Raw genomic sequence first — 22,316 nt, forward strand, 5'->3', positions numbered from 1 at the left:
ACCTGTAAAAAACGATTTAATCATTATCGTCCGTCGTATTTCGCTCTCATAAGAGCTTTAGCAGCACATACTTAAGGTTTCGTCATGGCATTGAACAAAATTGAAGACATTATCGAAGATATCCGTTTAGGAAAAATGGTTATTTTAATGGATGATGAAGATCGTGAAAATGAGGGCGACCTTATTATTGCGGCAGATAAAATCACTCCACAAGGGATTAACTTCATGGCAACGCATGGTCGCGGCTTAATTTGCCTGACGTTGACCAAAGCACGTTGTGAGTTGCTTAACCTTCCGTTGATGGTTGATGCCAATAAAGCACAGTTTTCGACTAACTTTACCGTGTCGATTGAAGCGACTACGGGTGTCACAACCGGAATTTCAGCCGCTGATCGCTCGCGCACTGTGGAAGCGGCAGTAGGTGTTAATGCAACGGCGGCCGATATTGTGCAGCCGGGTCATATATTTCCGCTGATGGCGCAAGATGGTGGCGTGCTAACCCGCGCTGGTCATACTGAAGCTGGCTGTGATTTAGCACGCTTAGCGGGTTGTGAACCGGCCAGTGTGATTGTTGAAATTTTAAAAGAAGACGGCAGCATGGCGCGACGTCCTGATTTAGAAATTTTTGCTGAGCAACACGGAATTAAAATTGGCACCATCGCTGATTTAATCGAATACCGTAACGCTAACGAAACGACTATCATTAAAGAGTCACAGTGTAAATTACCGACTCGTTACGGTGAGTTTGACTTAGTAACCTACCGTGACACGATTGATGATCAACTGCACTACGCGATGATTAAAGGTGATATCGATAGCGACAGCGTGACTAACGTTCGGGTTCACTTGCAAAACACGTTTAATGATTTGTTAGCAAGCGATCGCTCACAAAACCGGAGCTGGCCATTAGATAAAGCGATGGCGCGTATTGCCGAGCAAAATGGCGTATTAATCTTGCTCGCAAATAAGCAAAGCAACGAAGAAGTATTGGCGCAGTTGAAAGCGTTTGAGCTAGAAGACAACGGCGAAAAGCCAGTGGCTGCTAAATGGCAGGGCACTTCTCGTCGCGTTGGTGTTGGATCGCAAATTTTAGCTAACCTAGGCGTTAGTAAAATGAATTTGTTGAGTTCAGTTAAACGTTATCATGCGTTATCTGGCTTTGGTCTGGAAGTGGTTGAGTACATTGCTGACTAACCATTAATACTAAAAATTTGTTCGCAAATTTATTAAAAGACAAGCGCAGTATTTTACTGGCTTGTCTTTTTTTGTTTAAAATTTAGCCCTAGATCACTTTAGCCACTCTTTACGCATAATGCTGATGCGTTTTTTGCAGATGCTGTGTTATCATTGCGGCACTTTTTTCCAGCGCTATCACCTAGTGTTCTGGGAATACATAAACCAGCATATTGATAGAAATAAGGTCAAATCATGAAAGTTATTGAAGGTAATCTTCAGGTTCAAAATGCCAAGGTGGCAATTGTTGTTTCACGTTTTAACAGCTTTATCGTTGATTCACTTGTGTCAGGCGCATTAGATACGTTACTGCGCGTTGGTGGCATGAGTGAAGATGATGTCACTCTTGTTCGTGTTCCTGGTGCTGTTGAATTACCAGTGGCAACTCAAAAAGTTGCTGCTAAAGGTGAGTTTGATGCAATTATTACCCTAGGTGCAGTTATTCGTGGCGGTACGCCTCATTTCGAATTTGTTGCTGGTGAATGTAATAAAGGCTTAGCACAGGTTGCTATGCAATATACTATTCCAGTAGCCTTTGGAGTACTAACCACCGACACGATCGAGCAAGCTATTGAACGTGCAGGAACTAAAGCCGGAAATAAAGGTGCTGAAGCAGCGCTTAGTGCCTTAGAAATGATTAATGTAATGCGTCAGCTAGACGCATAAATAGGAAGAGAAGTAGATGAAACCATCTGAACGCCGCAAGGCACGCCGTCTTGCACTACAAGCCATTTATTCATGGCAAATGACGGATAATGCCGTGGCTGAAGTTGAACTTGAGTTTTTGACTAACCACGACATTAAAGGGGTCGATGTTGAGTATTTCCGTAAGTTACTACTTGGGGTAACCCAAAATAGTTTCGACCTTGATGATATTTACCGTCCTTATTTAAATCGTGGTGTTAATGAAGTTGATCAAATTGATCGCGCTATTCTGCGTCTAGCAACTTACGAATTAAGAGATTTATCAGACACACCATTTAAAGTGATTATCAATGAAGCTATTGAGCTGGCTAAAGCATTTGCTGCCGACGATAGCCATAAATTTGTTAACGGTGTTTTAGATAAAACTTTAGCGCGTTTGCGTAAACAAAAATAGTAGGTTTTATGGCTTGTGGTGAATTTGAGCTAATTGAGCGGTTTTTTAAAAACCGCCAACAGCAACGAACGGATGTCGTTTTACCTATTGGAGATGACTGCGCTTTGTTAGCGCCACAGGCTGAACAATTACTGGCTGTTTCCACAGATACCTTAGTATCTGGGGTTCATTTCTTTCCTGACATTCCTGCTCATGCCCTTGGTTACAAGAGCTTAGCTATCAATTTAAGTGATCTGGCGGCCATGGGGGCAACCCCAAGCTGGGTATCGTTAGCGATCACACTGCCATCAGTCGATGAAACTTGGCTTGAAAGTTTTAGTGCCGGCTTTTTTGAAGCGGCTGACTACTTTAATATTCAACTCATTGGTGGTGATGTCACGAAAGGGCCTTTAAGCCTGACTTTGACCGTTCAAGGGCAAGTCGCTAAAGGCCAGCAATTGACGCGTAGTGGTGCTAATGTTGGTGATTGGATCTGTGTCACTGGTAATTTAGGCGATTCAGCTCTCGGGCTGCAAAGCTTAGCTGGTACGGTAGAATTATCGCCAGACGATCACGATAAATTACTGAAAAAGCATTATTACCCGACCCCAAGGTTATTGGCCGGCCAAGCGCTACGTGGTGTCGCGACAGCGGCGATTGATATTTCTGATGGCTTAGCGGCCGATGTTGGTCATATTGCCAAAGCATCAGGCTACAAGGCCGTGATCGATATTGACAGCATTCCGTTGTCTGATGCCTTGTTGGCCAATACGGACCATGAACTGGGGATCAAGCTTGGACTTGGTGGTGGTGAAGACTATGAACTGTGCTTTACCGTGCCGCCTGCCGCATTAGGCTCACTTGACACGCTGCTAGCACATACCGGAGTCTCGGTTCATTGTGTTGGCCAAATTCATAATGGTAGTGGGGTTGAGTTTGTTAAAAACAATAAACCAGCCACTATTGATATCAAGGGGTTTAGCCACTTTTGAAACATCGTGATCCTAGCTTAGCTAAGCTATCTCTTACTAATCCTATTCATTTTTTAGCCCTTGGTTTTGGCACGGGTTTAGCCCCTAAAGCGCCGGGAACTTTTGGCACATTGGCCGCCTTTCCGTTGTACTATTTGATGATGGATTTGTCGCTGACCGCATATCTGCTGATTACATTGGTTATCACTGTCGTCGGTTTTTGGCTTTGTGAAAGAACGGCCAATGACATGGCGGTACATGATCATGGTGCGATTGTGTGGGACGAAATTGCTGGCATGTTAATTACCTTAATCGCGGCACCTGTTAGTTGGTTGGCTGTTCTGATTGGGTTTGCGCTGTTTCGATTTTTTGATATTCTCAAACCTTGGCCAATAAAATTACTAGATCGTCATGTTAAAGGTGGCTTTGGCATAATGATTGATGATGTTTTAGCCGGTATTTTTGCAGCAATTTGTTTGCAAGGTATTCATGCTTATTACCCACTGGGCTAGCGAGCTATAATGCGAAATATTGCAACGCACTGGTTATTTGCCGCACTAGTTGTCGCGTTTGTTATCATGGCACTGTTTGACGTGTTGCCTTTCCCTGTTTTGGCTATTCTGCTATTGGTTAGCTGGTGTGTCTTGGCGGTGGTGGTATTAATTGTTGAGCGCTGGTTAGCGCGACAATAATAGCAAGTGGCGAGATCAAAAAAGGCGTTGATATTATCAACGCCTTTTTTAGTTAACCTGAATTCTGGTTAATTAACTACTATGATTAATTTTTCTGATGATTCTTTGCTGCAATTAACGTATTTTCAATTAGGGTAGCCACGGTCATTGGGCCGACGCCACCAGGAACTGGGGTGATCCAAGCCGCTTTCTCTTTAGCAACATCAAAACAGATATCACCAACCAAACGACCATTGTCGAGGCGGTTGATCCCAACATCGATCACAATCGCGCCTTCTTTAATCCACTCTCCTGGGATAAAACCTGGTTTACCTACTGCAACGACTAATAAGTCAGCAGCACGAACCTTTTGTTCTAAGTTTTTAGTGAAGCGGTGACAAGTAGTTGTGGTGCAGCCTGCGAGTAGCAACTCAAGCGTCATAGGTCGGCCGACGATATTAGAAGCGCCAACAATGACAGCATCTAAGCCATGAGTTTTGATCCCCGTAGATTCAATCAGCGTCATGATGCCTTTAGGCGTGCAAGGACGTAATGCCGGGTTACGTTGCGCAAGACGGCCAATATTGTAGGGATGAAAACCATCAACATCTTTATGCGGCAGAATATGCTCAAGTACCATTATGGTATTGATATGACCAGGTAGCGGTAGCTGCACTAAAATACCGTCGATGCTTGGATCATCATTAAGCTCGTCAATAAGCGCCAGTAAGCTTTCCTCGGACGTATCGCTAGGTAAATCGTACGAACGTGAGATAAAGCCTACTTGTTCGCAGGCTTTACGTTTGTTATTGACGTAAACTTGAGAGGCTGGGTCTAGTCCAACCAAGATCACGGCTAAGCCTGGGATCCGTTGGCCAGCTTCTTTAAGGATTGCTACTTCATTCGCAACGTTATTTCGTACTTTTTGTGCAACGGCTTTGCCATCAATAATCCGAGCGCTCATCGACCTATTTATTTCCTTAAATTCAAGAGCGGCTATTATGCCATACCTGCAAAAGTGTGACTACGATCAATGTTATTATTAATCTCGATATTAAAAGCAAAGCAGGGGCTACTAGCCCTGTTGTATGCTAAATGAGCGAACGAAATTAATTGTCGAAAAAGGTTTGACGGCTGGGAATAACCTCTGTAATATCCGCTTCCGTCGTCAAGGAGTAATTCTTGTAGATAACAATTTGTTAGATTAACTAGGTTGTTAAGGTAATAGATTATGTCGGTGATTAGCGCAGCTTGGTAGCGCATCTGGTTTGGGACCAGAGGGTCAGAGGTTCGAATCCTCTATCACCGACCACTTATTTTAAATTAAGTGTGCAGAGCGCCCGTAGCTCATCTGGATAGAGCAACGGCCTTCTAAGCCGTGGGTAGCAGGTTCGAGTCCTGCCGGGTGCGCCATTAATTTAGTAAGTAAGCAATACTCAGTGGTGGCTATAGCTCAGTTGGTAGAGTCCCGGATTGTGATTCCGGTTGTCGTGGGTTCGAGCCCCATTAGCCACCCCATTAGTTTGCAAAGAAAACCCAAGTGTAAAACCTTGGCAGTAAGATAGAAAATATGTCGGTGATTAGCGCAGCTTGGTAGCGCATCTGGTTTGGGACCAGAGGGTCAGAGGTTCGAATCCTCTATCACCGACCACTTTTTCTAACCCATCTAGTAAAACTTCCAGTTCCAATCTAAGTAAAACCCATAGCTAAATTTCAATAAAAATAAATAAATTCTCTGTTTTAAATTCAAGTTTCATTCTAGTTTCAAAATCAAACCAACTTATACCTGCATTGTCCAATTTCTCATTACAATTAAATGTTATACCAATCCCATTAATTAATTCTCTCGACGCATAACAAAATCATAAATTTAATTGGTATTATTAGTTCATTGTATTTTAGTCGATGTTTTTTCTCTAGCATTACAAAAATGATTAGGGCACACAGATATCGTCTCGGCTCAATAAATTGTGTCAATGCACAACAGGATAAGAATTTACTGTCATTAGCTTTACGAGTTGGTAGGGGAGGGGTGTTGATAAACCTTGACCCATCAGTTGCTATAGGGCCAAGGTGATGCTCAATTATAGAAATAAACGTTAAATGCCTAATTCGTCCATTAGGTCTATTTCGCTACTAGTTTCAACAGGGGTATCAGTAACTTGTGGAATGTTTTGGTGCTGTTCAATTAACGTGTCTGGATCGTATTCTTGATCCGCTTCTTCAAACTCTTTTATTTGAATAAATTCTGTTTGATCAATAGAAAATTCAAGATAAAACACATTACCCTGAGCTGTTGTAAACGAAACTCGGCGAGAAATTGGCTGATAAAGATTTGATTCTATTGAAATAGTAAGCTGTTGGTTAACCGTTAACATTTTAGGTTGGCTTTGGTTTATCGATGTTTGCAGATCTCGACTTATCGTAGCAATAAATTTACCTAGAATTTGATTCATCAATTCACCCATCACATTACTGACGTCGTCAGACAAGTGATTTTTGGCTAATTCTTCTTCTGGCATGCTCATGCTAATTAGGTAGTCGCGATAAATCTCCATGGCTGATGCCGCGGTGAAGTTGATAATTACTAGCCCTGAGAAACCACCGTCAAAAATAACGAAACAACCAATATCAGGTTTTAAACTGGTTCGAGCAATTTTTTGGACCATCGCTGCATGATTAATTTTTTTATGGGTTGCCGCGCTTAGTACACCCGAGACCGAGTTGCATAATTTAAGCAGAATATCGTCGGTTGTTACAACAGTTGTTTTACTCATGTATTTTTCCGTCCTTCATTGTAATTTAAATGCCAATATATTAGATAATATACAATAAAAAACAAATTGAAATCTACAACAAAGTACTTAGATACTTTACGCCGTTTAATTATGGCGATAGCGATGATTTTTGGATTAAATAGAGGTTTTTTAGAAAAAAAATCGACAAGCCCTTGTTTTTTTGCCCGCCAGCCCTAATAAAGTAGCTTGATGACATTAAACTATATTTACGTGATACTCGACTCTATGGGGTAGCATCGTTATAATGTCGCGTCCGAAATATTAGTCTCGTTACTGTGGAGTATATTAGTCGTCATTTGGCGCGGTGCTTTCGTAACGTGAAATTTTACATTTATGGTTATTTAACTATAAAGACCGAGCCCGCAGGGCCTATTGATATATTTGAGGTATGCAGATGCAAGTTTCAGTTGAAACGACTCAGGGCCTAGAGCGCCGTCTAACCATTACAGTAGAAGCTAAGCAAGTAGATACTGAAGTAAAAACCCGTCTTGGCCAATTGTCTAAGACTCAGCGTATTGACGGTTTCCGTCCAGGTAAAGTACCTGCCACTGTTATTCGTAAACGTTACGGCGCTGCCGTACGTCAAGAAGTAGCTGGTGAATTAATGCAGCGTAACTTCTACAGCGCTGTTGTAGAACAAAAATTAAACCCAGCTGGAATGCCAGAATTAGATATCGTTAAAAACGAACACGGTTCTGATTTAGAATTTACTGCGACTTTTGAAATTTACCCTGAATTTGAAGTTAAAAACTTAGATCAAGTTAAAGTTGAAAAGCCAATCGTTGAAGTAACTGACAAAGATTTAGAAGAAATGTTAGTGACGCTTACTAAGCAACACGCTACTTTCAAGTCAGTAGCACGTAAGTCTAAGAAAGGCGATCGTGTTATTTTAGACTTCTCTGGTTCAATTGACGGCGAAGACTTCGAAGGCGGAAAAGCACAAGATTTCACTTTAAACCTAGGTGAAGAACGCATGATCCCTGGTTTTGAAAAGCAAGTTATCGGCCACAAAGCCGGTGAAGAGTTTGATATCGAAGTAACATTCCCTGAAGATTACCACGCTGAAAACCTTAAAGGTAAATCAGCGGTATTCGCTGTGAACTTAAAGACAGTTGAAGGCCAAACGTTGCCAACGCTTGATGACGAATTTGCAGTAAAATTCGGTGTTGAGGAAGGTGGTGTTGAGAAGCTGAAAGCTGACGTGCGTAAGAACATGGAACGCGAGCTGACTCAATCAGTAAAATCTAACGTTAAGCAGCAAGCTATCGATGGCTTAATCGAAGTAAACGAAATTGAAGTACCAGCTGCGCTAATTAAAGGCGAAGTTGATGTTTTACGTCAACAAGCGATGCAGCGTTTTGGTGGTAAAGTTGACCCAGCAAACATGCCACAACTACCTGATGAATTGTTTGCAGAGCAAGCAAAACGTCGCGTTCAAGTTGGTCTGTTACTAGGTGAAATCATCAAAGTTAACAAGCTTGAAGCTAACGATGCACAAGTATCAGAAATGATCAATGGCATGGCAGCTGCGTACGAAGATCCAAAAGAAGTAGTCGACTACTACAACAGCGACGAAAAATTAATGCAGCAAATGAAAGATCTTGCTGTAGAAGATCAAGCAATTGAATTTATTCTTGCAGCAGCGACAGTTACTGAAGCGGCAAAAGCATTTAACGATATGATCCAGCAGCAATCTGCTTAATTAATTCGTTAATATAAAATAAAGCTCGTATGGGGTCACCCATGCGAGTTTTTTGTATTTAGCTGGTATGACTTATTGTTAAGCTGAATAAATTACTACCTGTATGATGAAAATACTTAATAGCCAAGCTCGGGGCTTTACTGTTGCCGCCAATGCATTACAGTGCAATGGTATGGCATTTGACAGTAAGAGCTTGCACGGCGGTCGGTTATTGCGCACACTGATAATAACAGCTAGTGCAGACCAAGGGTTTGGTCGATTAAAATACCCGTTCAGGGCGATGATTTGTTGATTAAAGCCAGTTGTATATTTAAATCGGCATTAAACTTCAATGTAAGTGAATTTTTACTTTATAAAATCGTTGTTTACAGGTATAAATAATTACATAACAGGAATTTTTAGGGATATAAATTAATGCAAAATAATTATAACTTGTCACCACAAAACGTTTTAGTGCCTATGGTTGTTGAACAAACGCCTAAGGGAGAGCGTTCGTTTGATATCTATTCACGTTTGTTGAAAGAGCGTGTTATATTTTTGGTTGGCCCAGTAGAAGATAATATGGCTAACCTTGTGGTTGCTCAATTGTTATTTCTTGAAGCTGATAATCCAGATAAAGATATTTTCCTATATATCAATTCGCCAGGCGGTTCTGTAACTGCTGGTATGGCTATTTACGATACAATGCAATTTATTAAGCCAAACGTAAGCACTGTTTGTATTGGTCAAGCTGCTAGCATGGGCGCATTCCTATTAGCAGGCGGCGCGCAAGGCAAACGTCATTGTTTACCTAACTCTCGCGTGATGATTCATCAGCCACTTGGCGGGTTCCAAGGCCAAGCTTCTGATATTGCCATCCATGCGCAAGAAATCTTAGGCATCAAGAATAAATTAAATAGCTTGTTGGCTGAACATACTGGCCAAGAACTTGAAGTCGTTGAGAAAGACACTGATAGAGATAACTTTATGAGCGCTCAACAATCAGTTGATTATGGTTTAGTTGATTCAATTTTGACTAAACGTTAATTGGTTTAAAGTCTCCTTTTGCACACCCGAGTGTTGGGTTTCGGCTCAGTTTGTAATACACTCGTAATATAAATATTTTATCCAGTGAGGATACTCAATGACCGACACCACCAAAGGCGATAGCGATAGCAAAACACTGCTATATTGTTCTTTCTGTGGCAAAAGCCAACACGAAGTTCGTAAGTTAATTGCTGGTCCTTCTGTCTATATATGTGATGAGTGTGTTGATTTATGCACTGACATAATTACAGAAGAAGTAAAAGAAAAGATCGAAGCGAGCGAGACAGATAAACTGCCTACGCCACATGAAATCCGTGCTAATTTAGACGATTATGTGATTGGTCAGCAACATGCGAAAAAAGTGTTATCGGTGGCTGTCTATAATCACTATAAGCGTTTACAAAACGCTGATAAGTCTCAAGGCGTTGAGTTAGGCAAAAGTAATATCTTACTCATTGGCCCAACCGGTAGTGGTAAAACGCTATTAGCCGAAACAATGGCAAGAATGTTAGACGTGCCTTTTACCATGGCTGATGCTACCACGCTAACCGAAGCCGGTTATGTCGGGGAAGATGTTGAGAATATCATACAAAAGTTGTTGCAAAAGTGTGATTACGATGTCGAAAAAGCACAACGTGGTATTGTTTATGTAGATGAAATTGATAAGATTTCACGTAAATCAGACAATCCGTCAATTACTCGTGATGTTTCAGGTGAAGGCGTGCAACAAGCATTGCTTAAGCTCATTGAAGGAACGATTGCCGCGGTACCTCCACAAGGGGGCCGTAAGCACCCACAGCAAGAATTTTTACAGGTCGACACCTCTAAAATATTGTTTATTTGTGGCGGCGCTTTTTCTGGCTTAGACAAAGTGATTGAGCAACGCGCTCATACTGGCTCTGGCATTGGTTTTGGCGCGCAGGTTAAAGACGTTAACAAACAGAGTTTATCGGATACCTTTGCTAAGGTTGAGCCGGAAGATTTAGTGAAGTATGGTCTTATTCCTGAGTTTATCGGTCGTTTACCTGTTGTTGCGACATTAACTGAGTTAGACGAAGAAGCATTAATTCAAATTCTATGTCAGCCTAAAAATGCACTAACTAAGCAATACGCTGCGTTATTGGCATTGGAAGGAGTCGAGCTTGAATTTAGAGAAGACGCCCTAACAGCTATTGCTGCCAAGGCTATGGCTCGTAAAACAGGTGCACGTGGTTTGCGTTCAATCGTAGAGCAAGTATTACTTGATACGATGTATGACTTACCATCGATTGAAGGTGTGGTTAAATGTGTTATCGATGACTCGGTAATTAAGGGTGAATCTGCCCCGATTTTAATCTATGAAAACCAGTCAAAAACAGCCTCTGCTCAAGATTAATCTTAATTAGAGCACAAAAAAGGAGCCATTGGCTCCTTTTTTTTATCTTCAATAATAGACTATTACCCGCTTCGATAATTAAGAAATCAGCCCCTTATCTACGTCCTGTAGGCAACAGCGTTATTTATTTTCCATGTAGAGTGACTACACATGTAAATAAATCCCTTGTTCTCATTCGTTTCTTTTACTATCAATTGACTAGTCACTTAATACCATCGGCTCTGTTCTCCTTAACTGTTGCCTATGCTCGTAGTCGATTGAAAGGGTTGGTATTGGATAAAGCCTGCTTGAGCAGCATGTTCTTACACGAATGTAAGACATGAGGACAATGCATTTAGGCTATGGACGGCCGTAACTAGAGTAATGCAGTAGTTCAGGGATGAACGACTCTAAAATGACGCAGGAGCAGTTATCGAGGAGCAATTGTCGGGATGCTGATCCAGAGCCCCGAACGCAGGCCGAATCCTGATGCCATTGGCATCAGGAACTCCGCCGATGTAGCGATGGATTTACGACGACTTGCTGTTCAAATGACAACACTTTAGTACAACGTAGAAAGCGGTATTAAATACTTAATGTAACCATTTTAATCGTGGTGACTAAAAAGCTACAACCAATTAACAACGTTGTGCCAGCGACCACTTGGCTTAAACGATTTTTCGTAAAGAAAAGCAATGAAAAGTTAGCTATAGCCGTCGTTACCAAGGCTATAAGTCCGTATTGCCAACCGTGTAGTGTTACCCATAATACCCCGGTAAACGCTAGGCTAACAATGCCGATAATACGACATAGGCTTGCAATTTGCTGCGTAAACAAGGGGTTTTTTTGTTGAGAGGACTTAGGGTCCCCTAACGAAACGAATATTAGTATGCTGGAGTAGAATGTTGTAATGAGTAACCAAATCATTAGAGAGCCCTTAATTATCCCTTAGTGATAATCATTATCATTTAGATCTTGGTCGTTGTCAATCATTGTTCACCAGCTTGCGATGAATCTTTTTTAAACGTATTAAAATCTAATCTACTGGACGTTTATAGCATTCCAGTAATGGTAATAAAACCAGACTATTGGCCTTGGAAATGCAATATTTTGGCTAGTTTTTGCTCGATTATTATTAAGGGAAAATACACATATCGTCCTATTTTGTCTTAAGTTTGACTTAAAATTAAGCAAAGCACTTGACAATCTTTACTCATTTGGCCATCTTTAAATCTCTTACGCGCTAAGTTCCGGCAGTAAAACTTACGCATCTATTTTAATATAGAACTAATATAAACGTAGTATCCATTGCATTAGGAACCTTGATGACAATATATGCTATTAAACGCCTGCACTTTACGCCAAAGTATTTAGTTTTGATGGTGTTTTGCTGGTCTTTTGTTAGTGCGAATGTCCGAGCCGATCAACCGCTTAACGACATTAACATTTCTGCTGCTCAAACTGACTATATGGCCATGAACAATACCGACCTTTCATTTTGGCTCAATCAATATATCGGAGTCGGGCTTGACCAGCGGCAATTAACCTTAGTGAATAAAGATGAAGCAGTAACAGCGACTAATTTGGTGATTGGCACCCAGGTTTATGATCGCTTTATTGTGTCAGGAAATGCCGGACTTTTATCATGGTCAGCCAATAATAATGAATATATTTTGTCGAAACAACAGGACTCACTTTACTGGGGCCTTTCTACTCATTGGCGCTTAAATAAGCGAATTTCACTTAAGGCACAATGGCAGCAGATTGAATTTAAGAAGAAAGAGCAGAGATTACTGATGGGCATTGATGTCAAACTAAACTTCTAAGCAGCTTGAATGATGATTTTCCCTATCAAGGACCTTATGTGGTCCTTGATAGGGAGAGAGAGTTAGTTAACTCATTGCATTAATTAATAGCGCACTAATCTCACTACCTGCCGCGAGGGTTTTCTCGCGATCGTTGCCACCGTCTTCATTGGTATTTAAAAATGGTGCAATCTCAACCATATCAGCCCCCGTTATTTTAAAGACTTTAGCCAATTCACTCAAAATAGTGACGGCTTGGCTTGGTGATAGTCCGTCGGGCTCAGGGGTGCCTGTTGCTGCTGCATAATGAGCATCGAGTGCATCAATATCAAAACTGACGTACAGCTCTTCAATACCATTGGCCTGAAGCTTTTCAATGACTTCACTAACAACGGTTTGAGCGCCGCGTTCATTGATGTCTTTGGTCCAATACTGGCGAACACCAAAGGTTGACTCCCAATGCTCGCGCGGTTTGCCAGATGAACGGATCCCAAACTGAAATGCCATGTCGCGGCTTGGTAAATCGTCTAGGATATGGGTAACCCAAGAGCCAAAACAGATGTCGATGCCTAAACGCTCAACCAATAAATCGGTATGAGCATCAAAATGGATTAGCGCGACCTTTTTACCTTGGGCTTTTTTTGCTTTTAAGTAGCTTTTTACCAGTGGGTAACTGACTGAATGATCGCCACCAATGGCAAAAAGGTTTTTGTTTGGAAAGGTCTGATAAAAATCGTCACAGAAATCTTCGGTAATAGAAAGCGGACTTACCGGTAAACTTGAATTAGCATCGCCATAAAGCGCTTTACGACAATTGCTGATAGTCGCTTCATTGAGATATTTATCATGCAGCAGGTGAGGAATGACGCGAATGTCGCCCAGATCAAAATAATCGGTTTTAAATTCACTCGCGATCAACGCTTGGCGTAAAAATAGTGGTCCCCAGTTGGCGCCACGTAAAATGCCACCACCGGTATCACTGCAAACACCTAACAGAGCGGGGCGGTTGTCTTGTGCCAGCTCGGTAATTTGTTGCTGCCACGCTTGCTCAACATTTTCAGTTGAACCATAAAGGTGCTTATGCAGGGACGCTTTACGTTCTTGCGCCGTATTAACCGTAAATACCCCATTGCCTGGAGGGCAAAGGCATTGATTTATTTTTGTCTGTAATTGTGACCAATTAGTCATAAGGACTCCTGCGAATGTTACAAATATCGGGCTATTTAATCAGAAGTCTCAACTTTATCAAGTGTCACTCGGCCATGGCGCTTACTCGTAATGAATGGCTATGCGCATTTACGAGTAACTATGCAAAAGCCAGCAGATAATGGCTGCAATCGTGCCAATTGCAGCATAAAAATCAAAGTTAATTTATTTTGCTTTTTGTTAACACTAGGATAAATTCCGAATCAATTGACTGGGCGATAATATCATTAACTGTCGGCAGGCTCGGGTGCCAACCAGTGCGACAAACACCGCGCCGCCAAGCGTTGCCAGCAACCATAGGTAAGGGTGCGGCTGCCAAGTCATTTCAATGACATAGGTTTGAATTAACCATAACGCTAACTCTGTGGTTAAGCTGGCAATAAAGCCGGCTAATGCGCCCATCATCAAAAACTCTAATCTAATCGCCTGTTGCAGCAGTTTTTTACTTGCGCCTAAGGTTCGCATAATCACTAAATCTTGATGGCGCTGTTGATAACTTGCCTGAATTTGGACCAATAAAACCAATAAACAAGCGCAAACCACTAACACCATGATATACATTAGCGCGAGGGCGACATGTTCAATAATTGTCTGCAGCTTATTAATAATTCGATTAACCTTGATCACTGAGAGGGTTGGATAACTTCGCAGTAACGTATCGAGCATTGGGTGTTGGTCGCGCGGTAAATAAAATGATGATATATAGGTTGAAGGGACGTGACCAAGTGCTGCGCGATTAAATATCAATAAAAAATTCGGGCTCATGCTGCGCCAGTTCACTTTTCGAATGCTGCTCACGTGTGCGGTTAACTCGTCTTGTCCGATTAAAATGGTCAGCCGATCGCCAAGCGAAATCGATAAGCGTTTGGCGACGCCTTGCTCAATCGACACTAAATTCTCGGTTTCATCACCTTGCCACCATTGTCCGGCAACTAATGGATTATTGGTCGGCCTGTTGGTACGCCAAGTTAAATTCAATTCGCGACCAAAGCCTTTTCGGCCAGTGTTGTTAGCCTGAGAGTGAGGTTTGTTTTCACTGTCATAGCCACTAATTTTGTCTTGGTTGATTGCAGAAACCCGACCGCGGGTCACCGGGTATAGATCGCTATTTTTAATCTGATGCTGCTTCATCAGAGCTTTAATTGGGCCTATTTGATCTGGGGTGATATTCGCTAAAAAATGGTTCGCACCATCACTTGGGATCTGCTTGCGCCATTCATCAACCAACTCATTGTTAAGCAAAGTAATAATTAACATCAGCATAATTGCAATTGCGATACTGGCAATCTGGCTGCTGGCTTGTAATGTTCGCTGGTGCAGCGAGCTAATGGCTAGCTGCCATGGGCTGGCGGCGTTAAATTTGCGTCGATGTAATAGGCCAATAAAAACGGCGGCCAAGACACTTAACAGCAGGCCGATGATGACAGCGACTAGCCAAATAATAAAACTGAGGGTGAAATTTTTGCTGTAGAGCCACAGCAAGCAAAATATCGCGACGGAAAAGATGACGCCGTTGAGCCAGCGGTTATTGTGACCACCGGTGAGGTCGCGTTTTATCACCCGCATAACTGGTACCTGAAACAGTTTGAGCATTGGTGTGACACTGAACATAATGGTGCAAATAAGCCCGGTTAATACACTAATCACGATGGAATTTACACTAATACCAGGTAAGTCTTGCGGTAAACTCTGGGGTAAATAATAGCCGACTAACGCAAAGGCTGATTGCTGCAAGACATAACCTGCGATCAAGCCAATGACGATACTGCCACCAAGGATCGTTGCGAGTTGAAAGGTAAACATTTTAACGATAACTCGGTCTGGTGTGCCTAAGGTTTTTAATAACGCGACGGTGTCTAGTTGACGCTGACTATAGCTTGATGCCGTGACAAAAATAGCGGTCGCGGCGAGAATAATCCCTAATAAACTCGCTAACATTAAAAAACGACTAGCACGCTCTAGCGCATGACCCAGTGGTGATCGCTCATTTTTGATGTCTTGCCAGCTTTGGTTGCTTTGCAATGACGGTTTTATCGCCTGATAATACGACTTTAACTGGGCATCGGTGCCGCTAAATAAATAGCGATATTGTAACCTTGCGCCGGGTTGAACAATTTGGGTGGCCGCAATGTCGGCTAAATTAACAATAATGCGTGGCGCCATCGCGAAAATGTTTAAGGTTGCGTCGGGTTCAAAGGTAATAATGCCCGAGATAATAAAATCTGACTCACCAATGGCGACTAGACTGCCAATGCTAACGTCTAATTTTATCAGGATCTCAGGTGCAACCCATACTTCCCCGCGCGGTGGCGGGCCTGAAATTATGGCGCCCTGTTGCTCTAGTCTGGCGTCGGTTAACGGCTGCTGGCTAACTCGCAGTTGGCCCCGTAATGGATAAGGACCCGCAATCGCTTTGCTATTGCTTAACGTCATCTCCTGATCGCTAAAGACCACCGAGTTAAACGTTAAGTATTGGGCGTGACGCAATGCATAGTTGTCTGCTTGCTTTAATAATGATTCGGGCAGGGGATGGGCCGAGGACAATATCCGATCGGCGGCTAAAAAATCACTGCTTTTTTGGGTCAATGCTAAATTTAAGCGTTCGCCAAAACCGCTTAACGAAAATACCGAACTAACCGCCAGCACAATTGCGACTATCAAAATTGTTAATTCACCGCGTTTTAGCTGCTTTATAAGCATTTGTTTGGCAGGTTTAAACCACATCGGAAAGCTCTTTTTCGGTGTTAATGATGGTGCCACAATCCATGTTTAACACACGCTGGCAATGACTGGCGAGTTTCTGATCGTGGGTGACTAATACCAAGGTGGTTAAATGCTGACGGTTTAACTTGAACATCAGTTCGCTTATCCGATGACCATTTTCACTGTCTAGATTACCGGTCGGCTCGTCGGCGAATAATATTTTAGGCGCGGTAATAAACGCTCGTGCTACTGCTACACGTTGTTGTTCGCCACCCGACAATTGATTTGGGTAGTGATTAGCGCGCTCGCTCAGGCCTACGTCAACAAGCAACTGCCGCGCTTTTTGCTCGGCATCGGCAATATTAGCCAGTTGCGCTGGCAGCATAATGTTCTCTAGTGCGGTTAAGGCTGGTAACAGTAAAAAAGACTGGAAAATAAAGCCGACTTTTTTTCTGCGTTCATTGGTTCGTTGCTCTTCATCTAACTGGTGCAATGGCGCGCCATCGAGGAATACTTGACCCTGGCTTGGTGAGTCTAAACCTGCGAGCAAACTTAATAAGGTCGACTTGCCGCAACCTGAGGTGCCAACGATGGCGATTGATTCCCCCCGTTTTACCGTAAATGAGATAGACTTGAGTATTTCTAATGGGGCATTATTGACCCTAACTTGCTTACTAAGGTTGTTCACTATAATGATATTTTGTTGCTCGGCAATGGCGCGAGTGGGTGCTTGCATGCTGCTTGTAGTTCGTTCCATCATCTGTCATACCCTAACTAAACTGTTGTTGTGTTTTTGGTTGGCATTACCGGCGCATGCCAACAATATTTTACTCTTAGGTGATAGTCTCAGTGCTAGCTATGGAATGCAAGCGAGCGAAGGCTGGGTGATGCTGGCGCAACAGCAATTAGATAATGACAATCAAGATATTAATTTAATCAATTTCAGTGTGAGTGGTGAAACAACGGCCGGTGGTCGGGTGCGTTTATCGCAGCTCTTGGCGACGCATAAAATCGACATTTTGTGGATTGAATTAGGCGGTAACGATGGACTACGGGGTTACCCGATCCGCACTATCCGTGACAACTTGCGACAAATGATTAAATTAGCTCAAGCTCAGAAAATTAAGGTTATTTTAACTCAAATCGATATTCCACCGAATTTAGGGCGGCGTTATTTGTCGTTATTTCGAGACATTTTCCCTACGGTAGCCAAGCAAACGCAAAGTGACTTGATGCCATTTTTTATTAAGGATGTGGTGTTAGATAAAACGTTAATGCAAGCGGATGGTATTCACCCTAATCGAGCTGCACAGCCGATTATTGCTAAGGTAGTGGTGAAGTTTTTGACTCAGTATTTATCGAATTGATGACATAACCTCAGATCTATTACGGCGGATATAAGTTCGCGCTTATATCCGCCGCCAATAACAGGCTATCGATGGTTGTTACTTATACAGTGGGAACTTTTGACAAAGCTGCATAACTTGCTCAAGTACTTGCTGCTCAACAGCGCTATTATCATCAGGATTATTCACCAGACCATCGAGCACATCACCAATCCATTGACCAATTTTTTCAAATTCTGAGTGGCCAAAACCACGGCTGGTTCCGGCTGGTGTACCCAAGCGGATACCCGAGGTTACCATTGGCTTTTCACTGTCGAACGGAATACCATTTTTGTTACAAGTAATGCCTGCGCGTTCTAGGCTCTCTTCGGCGCGGTTGCCTTTAAGTCCTTTAGGGCGTAGGTCAACCAGCATTAAATGGGTGTCGGTGCCGCCGGTTACGATATCACAACCACGTTGCTGCAACGTTTCAGCTAATACTCGAGCATTACTTAGTACTTGCTTGATGTAACCGTGGAACTCTGGCTCCATCGCTTCGCCCAAGGCTACTGCTTTGGCCGCAATAACGTGCATTAATGGACCGCCTTGCAATCCTGGGAATACAGCTGAATTAATCTTTTTCGCAATATCAGGGTTATTGGTCAGGATCATACCGCCACGAGGGCCGCGCAATGTTTTATGGGTCGTCGTAGTAACAATATCAGCATAAGGTAACGGGTTTTGGTGATGGCCTGTCGCCACTAAACCGGCAATGTGCGCCATGTCGACCATCAATAAAGCGCCGACTTCATCAGCAATCGCTCTAAATTTAGCAAAGTCTATTTGGCGCGGAATAGCAGAACCACCGGCGATAATTATTTTAGGTTGATGCTCTTTCGCCAAGGTTAATACTTGATCATAATCTACGCGCAGGTCGTCTTTTTTAACCCCGTATTGAATTGCGTTAAACCACTTTCCTGATTGTGCTGGGCGTGCACCGTGCGTTAGGTGGCCGCCAGCATCAAGTGACATACCAAGAATAGTGTCTCCTGGTTGCAGTAACGCCAGCATAACCGCGCCATTGGCCTGGGCACCTGAGTGTGGCTGAACATTAACAAATTGAGCATCAAACAGTTGCTTAGCACGTTCAATTGCGAGCTCTTCAACCAGATCAACGTATTCACAACCACCGTAATAGCGACGGCCAGGATAACCTTCGGCATATTTATTGGTTAATACGGTCCCCTGAGTTTCCATCACCGCTTTGGAGACAATATTTTCAGAAGCAATGAGTTCTATTTGACGCTCTTGGCGAGTATTTTCTAATTCGATCGCCGCTTGGACCGCACCGTCTGTTACCGCTAGGCTCGACGAAAAAAAGTGCTCTAATTCATACGATGTATATGTGCTTTTCATTATTATTATCCTTGCTCGGGGCCACTAAACCGCTTTTATTGTGCTTACACCGCTGGTTATCCCGTTGGCATTATTATCAAACCTTCAACTGTGGCATTATCAAACAGTCACGGTCTTGAATATTAATACCTAAAATATTTAAATATTAGGTACTCGTTTGATGTTGAATGTCGGCCAATACTTAAGCCGTGTCTATTTAACATCGTTTAAACATACCAGTCTTGGTTTCCTTGATCAACCAAAAGTTTCCAATAGGAAACTTATTGCTAGTTGGTTGCTGTTGCGCTGTCGTTATGTTAATGGTTTAGTGACATACGGCTTCTTTGCTTTCGTTGGATGTGTAACAATCTAAAGTAATTGAATTGCTTGATGGAAACGAATAAATGAGTGAACAGCCTAGTACCGATACTTATCCGTCGATGACGGTGGAAAATAGTAAGCAAGAGGTTCGGCCTGTTGAGCAAATTAGTATCGGCAAACATGTTAAAGCTATTAGAACGACCAATAAATTGACCCTTGAAGAAGCGAGCAAACGCACCGGTCTGGCGCGCTCGACTATTTCTAAAATTGAAAATGAACAGATTTCACCAACTTTTTCGGTGATGCAAAAGCTGGCTAATGGTTTAGATATCGAGCTGCCGCAACTCTTTACTAAACCTAAGCAGGTTCAGGCTACTGGCCGCAAAGACATTACCAAAAACGACGCTGGCACCCCTCATCTTACTCCAACTTATGAGCATGAATTACTGGCTGCACAATTTAGTAATAAAAAAATGATGCCTTACAAAAGCCGAATACACGCCCGCTCATTTGATGACTTTGGCGAATGGATCCGTCATCAAGGCGAAGAGTTCTTATTGGTATTAGAAGGCGAGGTCCAGTTTCTGACTGAGTTTTACGAGCCAGTTAATTTGTGTCAGGGTGACAGTGTTTATTATGACGCGACGATGGGGCATTTGATTGTTTCAGTAAGCGAGCAAGACGCCCATACGTTATGGGTTACTTCTAAAAATTAGCCAAGAACAATATTATGAGTGCTGCCTCATGCTGCGCTCTATTGGCCTGAATTACTCCTCTCTTTCTTTTTTCGGTTGTTGTATCTCTTTGTTAAGTAATGGCTATCTAGCTAGCGTTCTTAAGCTGTGCAGGCTTAAGAAAACTCAATTTATACGCTGTTCATTGTCATACCATTGATTGATAACGCAACTTGTTCGGCTGTCAATTACGCTAAAAAAGTGTTCACTGTCCCTGCAAAAAATAGATCACTCTCATAATGCAACAGCTATTAATCAGCAGAATTATCTTTATTTAGCGCTAACTTTATTCTTAGTACGACTTATTGCTACTGACTTGGTTGAATTTAAATGCTTAAATCGATTTCCTATAACTGACTGTTATTTAAGGCTTAAAGCTGTTTCTTATGATGCCAGTAAATTCTTATTGAAAATTAAGGTTGAAATTTGTACTGTTTTTGCTTATTTTGTTTCCTATCGGAAATATTTGGCTAACATTGGGCGTTTGTTTTCGGTGTGCGTCATTAATGGTTCTTCGGTTAAGGCCGAACTCAAATAAAATATAATAATGTAATGAGGACTGTATGGAATTTCTAACAAATATAATATCGAGTATTAATAGTATCGTTTGGGGAGTACCGATGCTGGTGATGATACTGGGTATCGGTTTATTTTTAACCCTTGGCTTACGTTTAATGCCAATTTTAAAGCTTGGCACCGGTTTTAAGTTACTGTGGCAAGGACGAATTCCTGATAAGGATAAGCAAAAGGCTGGTGAAATAAGCCCGTTTAATGCATTAATGACCTCTCTGTCAGCGACGATAGGCACCGGTAATATCGCAGGGGTTGCTACGGCTATTTTCCTTGGCGGCCCTGGTGCTTTATTTTGGATGTGGTGTACAGCCTTGCTGGGCATGGCAACTAAATTTGCCGAAGCGGTACTGGCGGTAAGGTACCGAGAAGTGGATGCTAATGGCAATCACGTCGGCGGGCCGATGTATTACATCAAAAATGGTTTGGGCAGCAAATGGGCATGGTTAGGCACTGCTTTTGCAGTCTTTGGCGCGATTGCTGGTTTTGGTATTGGTAATACTGTACAAGCAAACTCAGTCGCTAATGCGATTGAATCAACCTTTGGTGTCGATCCCCTAGTCACAGGGATCGTAATGATGGTTCTGGTTGGTTTGGTATTAATGGGCGGTATTAAGCGCATTGGTGATGTCGCGGGTAAATTAGTACCGCTAATGGCTACTTTTTATATTGCGGCCGGTGCGATTGTCTTAATTATTAATATCTCTGAAATACCAGCAGCATTTGCGTTAATCATCAATAGTGCGTTTACTGAAACTGCCGCAGAAGGTGGTTTTGCTGGCGCTGCTGTTTGGGCTGCTATTCGTTTCGGTGTGGCACGTGGGGTGTTCTCTAACGAAGCCGGTTTAGGCAGTGCGCCAATTGCTCATGCGGCTGCGCAAACTAAAAACCCAGTTGCTCAAGGTTTGGTCGCGATGCTAGGTACATTCATCGATACCTTGATTGTTTGTTCTATTACTGGTCTTGCGATTATTGTTACCGGTGAATGGACGTCAGGTGCTACTGGCGCTGAGTTAACATCGAACGCCTTTGCTAGTGCGATCCCCGGTGGTAATTACATTGTTGCTGTTGCGTTATCAGTATTTGCTTTCACCACTATTTTAGGTTGGAGCTTATACGGTGAGAAATGTGTACAGTATCTATTTGGGGTCAAAGCTATTATGCCATTTCGTATCTGTTGGGTTTTGGTTGTGCCAATTGGCGCTGCCGGTTCACTGGAGTTTATTTGGCTACTGGCCGATACGATGAATGCTTTAATGGCGATACCTAACTTAATTGCACTGGGCTTATTAAGTCCGGTAGTATTTAAGCTAACGCGTGAATATTTTGCCAGCAATGGTGCTGAACCTGCTGAGCTAATGGCACAAGAGAAATAACGTTAACCGTGGTTATTTTATAAGCCGCCGCAAGGCGGCTTAGTAATG

The 22,316-nt window shown here is 42.6% G+C and carries 20 protein-coding genes and 4 tRNA genes; 17 read left to right on the forward strand and 7 right to left on the reverse strand.

Annotated elements, in window-relative coordinates; genetic code table 11:
- Positions 1–84 precede the first annotated feature (84 nt).
- The 6 genes from ribB to HRU23_03665 all read left to right on the forward strand — a co-directional run bounded on the left by ribB (position 85) and on the right by HRU23_03665 (position 3,974).
- Positions 85–1,194, forward strand: a complete 1,110-nt coding sequence (ribB, locus tag HRU23_03640; GenBank protein ID NRA53214.1) for a 3,4-dihydroxy-2-butanone-4-phosphate synthase — start codon at positions 85–87, stop codon at positions 1,192–1,194.
- 234 nt (positions 1,195–1,428) lie between these two features.
- The gene (gene ribE / locus HRU23_03645; GenBank protein NRA53215.1) at positions 1,429–1,899 is read left to right on the forward strand and encodes a 6,7-dimethyl-8-ribityllumazine synthase; all 471 of its coding nucleotides are present in this window, start codon (positions 1,429–1,431) and stop codon (positions 1,897–1,899) included.
- Positions 1,900–1,915: 16 nt separating this feature from the next.
- The gene (gene nusB, locus HRU23_03650) at positions 1,916–2,332 is read left to right on the forward strand and encodes a transcription antitermination factor NusB (protein NRA53216.1); all 417 of its coding nucleotides are present in this window, start codon (positions 1,916–1,918) and stop codon (positions 2,330–2,332) included.
- Positions 2,333–2,340: 8 nt separating this feature from the next.
- Positions 2,341–3,303, forward strand: coding sequence for a thiamine-phosphate kinase (gene thiL / locus HRU23_03655; GenBank protein ID NRA53217.1), 963 nt, complete (start codon positions 2,341–2,343; stop codon positions 3,301–3,303).
- Entirely contained in the window at positions 3,300–3,794 is a 495-nt protein-coding gene (locus HRU23_03660; GenBank protein NRA53218.1) for a phosphatidylglycerophosphatase A, read from the forward strand. Before thiL ends, HRU23_03660 begins: the two co-directional genes overlap by 4 nt.
- A gap of 9 nt (positions 3,795–3,803) precedes the next feature.
- On the forward strand, positions 3,804–3,974 hold the full coding sequence (locus HRU23_03665) for a hypothetical protein (GenBank protein NRA53219.1): 171 nt from the start codon (positions 3,804–3,806) through the stop codon (positions 3,972–3,974).
- Positions 3,975–4,059: 85 nt separating this feature from the next.
- Here the strand turns inward: HRU23_03665 and folD are convergent, their stop codons facing one another.
- Positions 4,060–4,917, reverse strand: a complete 858-nt coding sequence (gene folD, locus HRU23_03670) for a bifunctional methylenetetrahydrofolate dehydrogenase/methenyltetrahydrofolate cyclohydrolase FolD (protein NRA53220.1) — start codon at positions 4,915–4,917, stop codon at positions 4,060–4,062.
- A 271-nt stretch (positions 4,918–5,188) separates the two neighbouring features.
- On the opposite strand from folD, the gene HRU23_03675 reads away from it, so the two are divergent.
- The 4 genes from HRU23_03675 (at position 5,189) to HRU23_03690 (ending at position 5,604) form a co-directional block, all read left to right on the forward strand.
- Positions 5,189–5,265, forward strand: a tRNA-Pro gene (locus tag HRU23_03675).
- Positions 5,266–5,289: 24 nt separating this feature from the next.
- Positions 5,290–5,366 (forward strand) — tRNA-Arg (locus HRU23_03680).
- Positions 5,367–5,395: 29 nt separating this feature from the next.
- Positions 5,396–5,471, forward strand: a tRNA-His gene (locus HRU23_03685).
- A gap of 56 nt (positions 5,472–5,527) precedes the next feature.
- Positions 5,528–5,604 (forward strand) — tRNA-Pro (locus tag HRU23_03690).
- Between the two features lie 448 nt (positions 5,605–6,052).
- Here HRU23_03690 and HRU23_03695 read toward each other — a convergent pair.
- The gene (locus HRU23_03695) at positions 6,053–6,730 is read right to left on the reverse strand and encodes a DUF3334 family protein (protein ID NRA53221.1); all 678 of its coding nucleotides are present in this window, start codon (positions 6,728–6,730) and stop codon (positions 6,053–6,055) included.
- Positions 6,731–7,145: 415 nt separating this feature from the next.
- Between HRU23_03695 and tig the strand changes: the two genes are divergently transcribed.
- The 3 genes from tig (at position 7,146) to clpX (ending at position 10,854) form a co-directional block, all read left to right on the forward strand.
- Positions 7,146–8,453 carry a trigger factor gene (gene tig, locus HRU23_03700; protein NRA53222.1) on the forward strand — a complete coding sequence of 436 codons (1,308 nt, stop codon included), beginning with the start codon at positions 7,146–7,148 and terminating at the stop codon, positions 8,451–8,453.
- A 414-nt stretch (positions 8,454–8,867) separates the two neighbouring features.
- Positions 8,868–9,479, forward strand: a complete 612-nt coding sequence (gene clpP / locus HRU23_03705) for an ATP-dependent Clp endopeptidase proteolytic subunit ClpP (GenBank protein ID NRA53223.1) — start codon at positions 8,868–8,870, stop codon at positions 9,477–9,479.
- Positions 9,480–9,576: 97 nt separating this feature from the next.
- Positions 9,577–10,854, forward strand: coding sequence for an ATP-dependent protease ATP-binding subunit ClpX (gene clpX / locus HRU23_03710; GenBank protein ID NRA53224.1), 1,278 nt, complete (start codon positions 9,577–9,579; stop codon positions 10,852–10,854).
- 564 nt (positions 10,855–11,418) lie between these two features.
- Here clpX and HRU23_03715 read toward each other — a convergent pair.
- Positions 11,419–11,670, reverse strand: coding sequence for a hypothetical protein (locus HRU23_03715; protein NRA53225.1), 252 nt, complete (start codon positions 11,668–11,670; stop codon positions 11,419–11,421).
- 488 nt (positions 11,671–12,158) lie between these two features.
- Between HRU23_03715 and HRU23_03720 the strand changes: the two genes are divergently transcribed.
- Positions 12,159–12,659, forward strand: a complete 501-nt coding sequence (locus tag HRU23_03720; protein NRA53226.1) for a hypothetical protein — start codon at positions 12,159–12,161, stop codon at positions 12,657–12,659.
- A gap of 66 nt (positions 12,660–12,725) precedes the next feature.
- Here the strand turns inward: HRU23_03720 and HRU23_03725 are convergent, their stop codons facing one another.
- The 3 genes from HRU23_03725 to HRU23_03735 all read right to left on the reverse strand — a co-directional run bounded on the left by HRU23_03725 (position 12,726) and on the right by HRU23_03735 (position 17,307).
- A complete protein-coding gene (locus HRU23_03725; protein NRA53227.1) occupies positions 12,726–13,826 on the reverse strand; it encodes an arginase family protein in 1,101 nt (366 codons plus the stop codon).
- Between the two features lie 204 nt (positions 13,827–14,030).
- The gene (locus HRU23_03730; GenBank protein NRA53228.1) at positions 14,031–16,568 is read right to left on the reverse strand and encodes a hypothetical protein; all 2,538 of its coding nucleotides are present in this window, start codon (positions 16,566–16,568) and stop codon (positions 14,031–14,033) included.
- Positions 16,558–17,307 (reverse strand): ABC transporter ATP-binding protein, encoded by a 750-nt coding sequence (locus HRU23_03735; GenBank protein NRA53229.1) that lies wholly within the window; start codon positions 17,305–17,307, stop codon positions 16,558–16,560. The genes HRU23_03730 and HRU23_03735 overlap by 11 nt, the downstream gene beginning before the upstream one ends.
- Between HRU23_03735 and HRU23_03740 the strand changes: the two genes are divergently transcribed.
- The gene (locus HRU23_03740; protein ID NRA53230.1) at positions 17,282–17,914 is read left to right on the forward strand and encodes an arylesterase; all 633 of its coding nucleotides are present in this window, start codon (positions 17,282–17,284) and stop codon (positions 17,912–17,914) included. The genes HRU23_03735 and HRU23_03740 overlap by 26 nt on opposite strands.
- A 78-nt stretch (positions 17,915–17,992) precedes the next feature.
- On the opposite strand, the gene HRU23_03745 is transcribed toward HRU23_03740, so the two are convergent.
- A complete protein-coding gene (locus HRU23_03745) occupies positions 17,993–19,288 on the reverse strand; it encodes a serine hydroxymethyltransferase (GenBank protein ID NRA53231.1) in 1,296 nt (431 codons plus the stop codon).
- Between the two features lie 383 nt (positions 19,289–19,671).
- On the opposite strand from HRU23_03745, the gene HRU23_03750 reads away from it, so the two are divergent.
- Both HRU23_03750 and HRU23_03755 read left to right on the forward strand, forming a co-directional pair.
- Entirely contained in the window at positions 19,672–20,304 is a 633-nt protein-coding gene (locus HRU23_03750) for a helix-turn-helix transcriptional regulator (GenBank protein NRA53232.1), read from the forward strand.
- A 581-nt stretch (positions 20,305–20,885) separates the two neighbouring features.
- Positions 20,886–22,268: a sodium:alanine symporter family protein gene (locus tag HRU23_03755; protein NRA53233.1), complete on the forward strand. Its 1,383-nt coding sequence runs from the start codon at positions 20,886–20,888 to the stop codon at positions 22,266–22,268.
- The last annotated feature ends 48 nt before the right edge of the window (positions 22,269–22,316 follow it).

This window comes from Gammaproteobacteria bacterium (genome assembly GCA_013214945.1).
GTDB lineage: Bacteria > Pseudomonadota > Gammaproteobacteria > Enterobacterales > Psychrobiaceae > Psychrobium.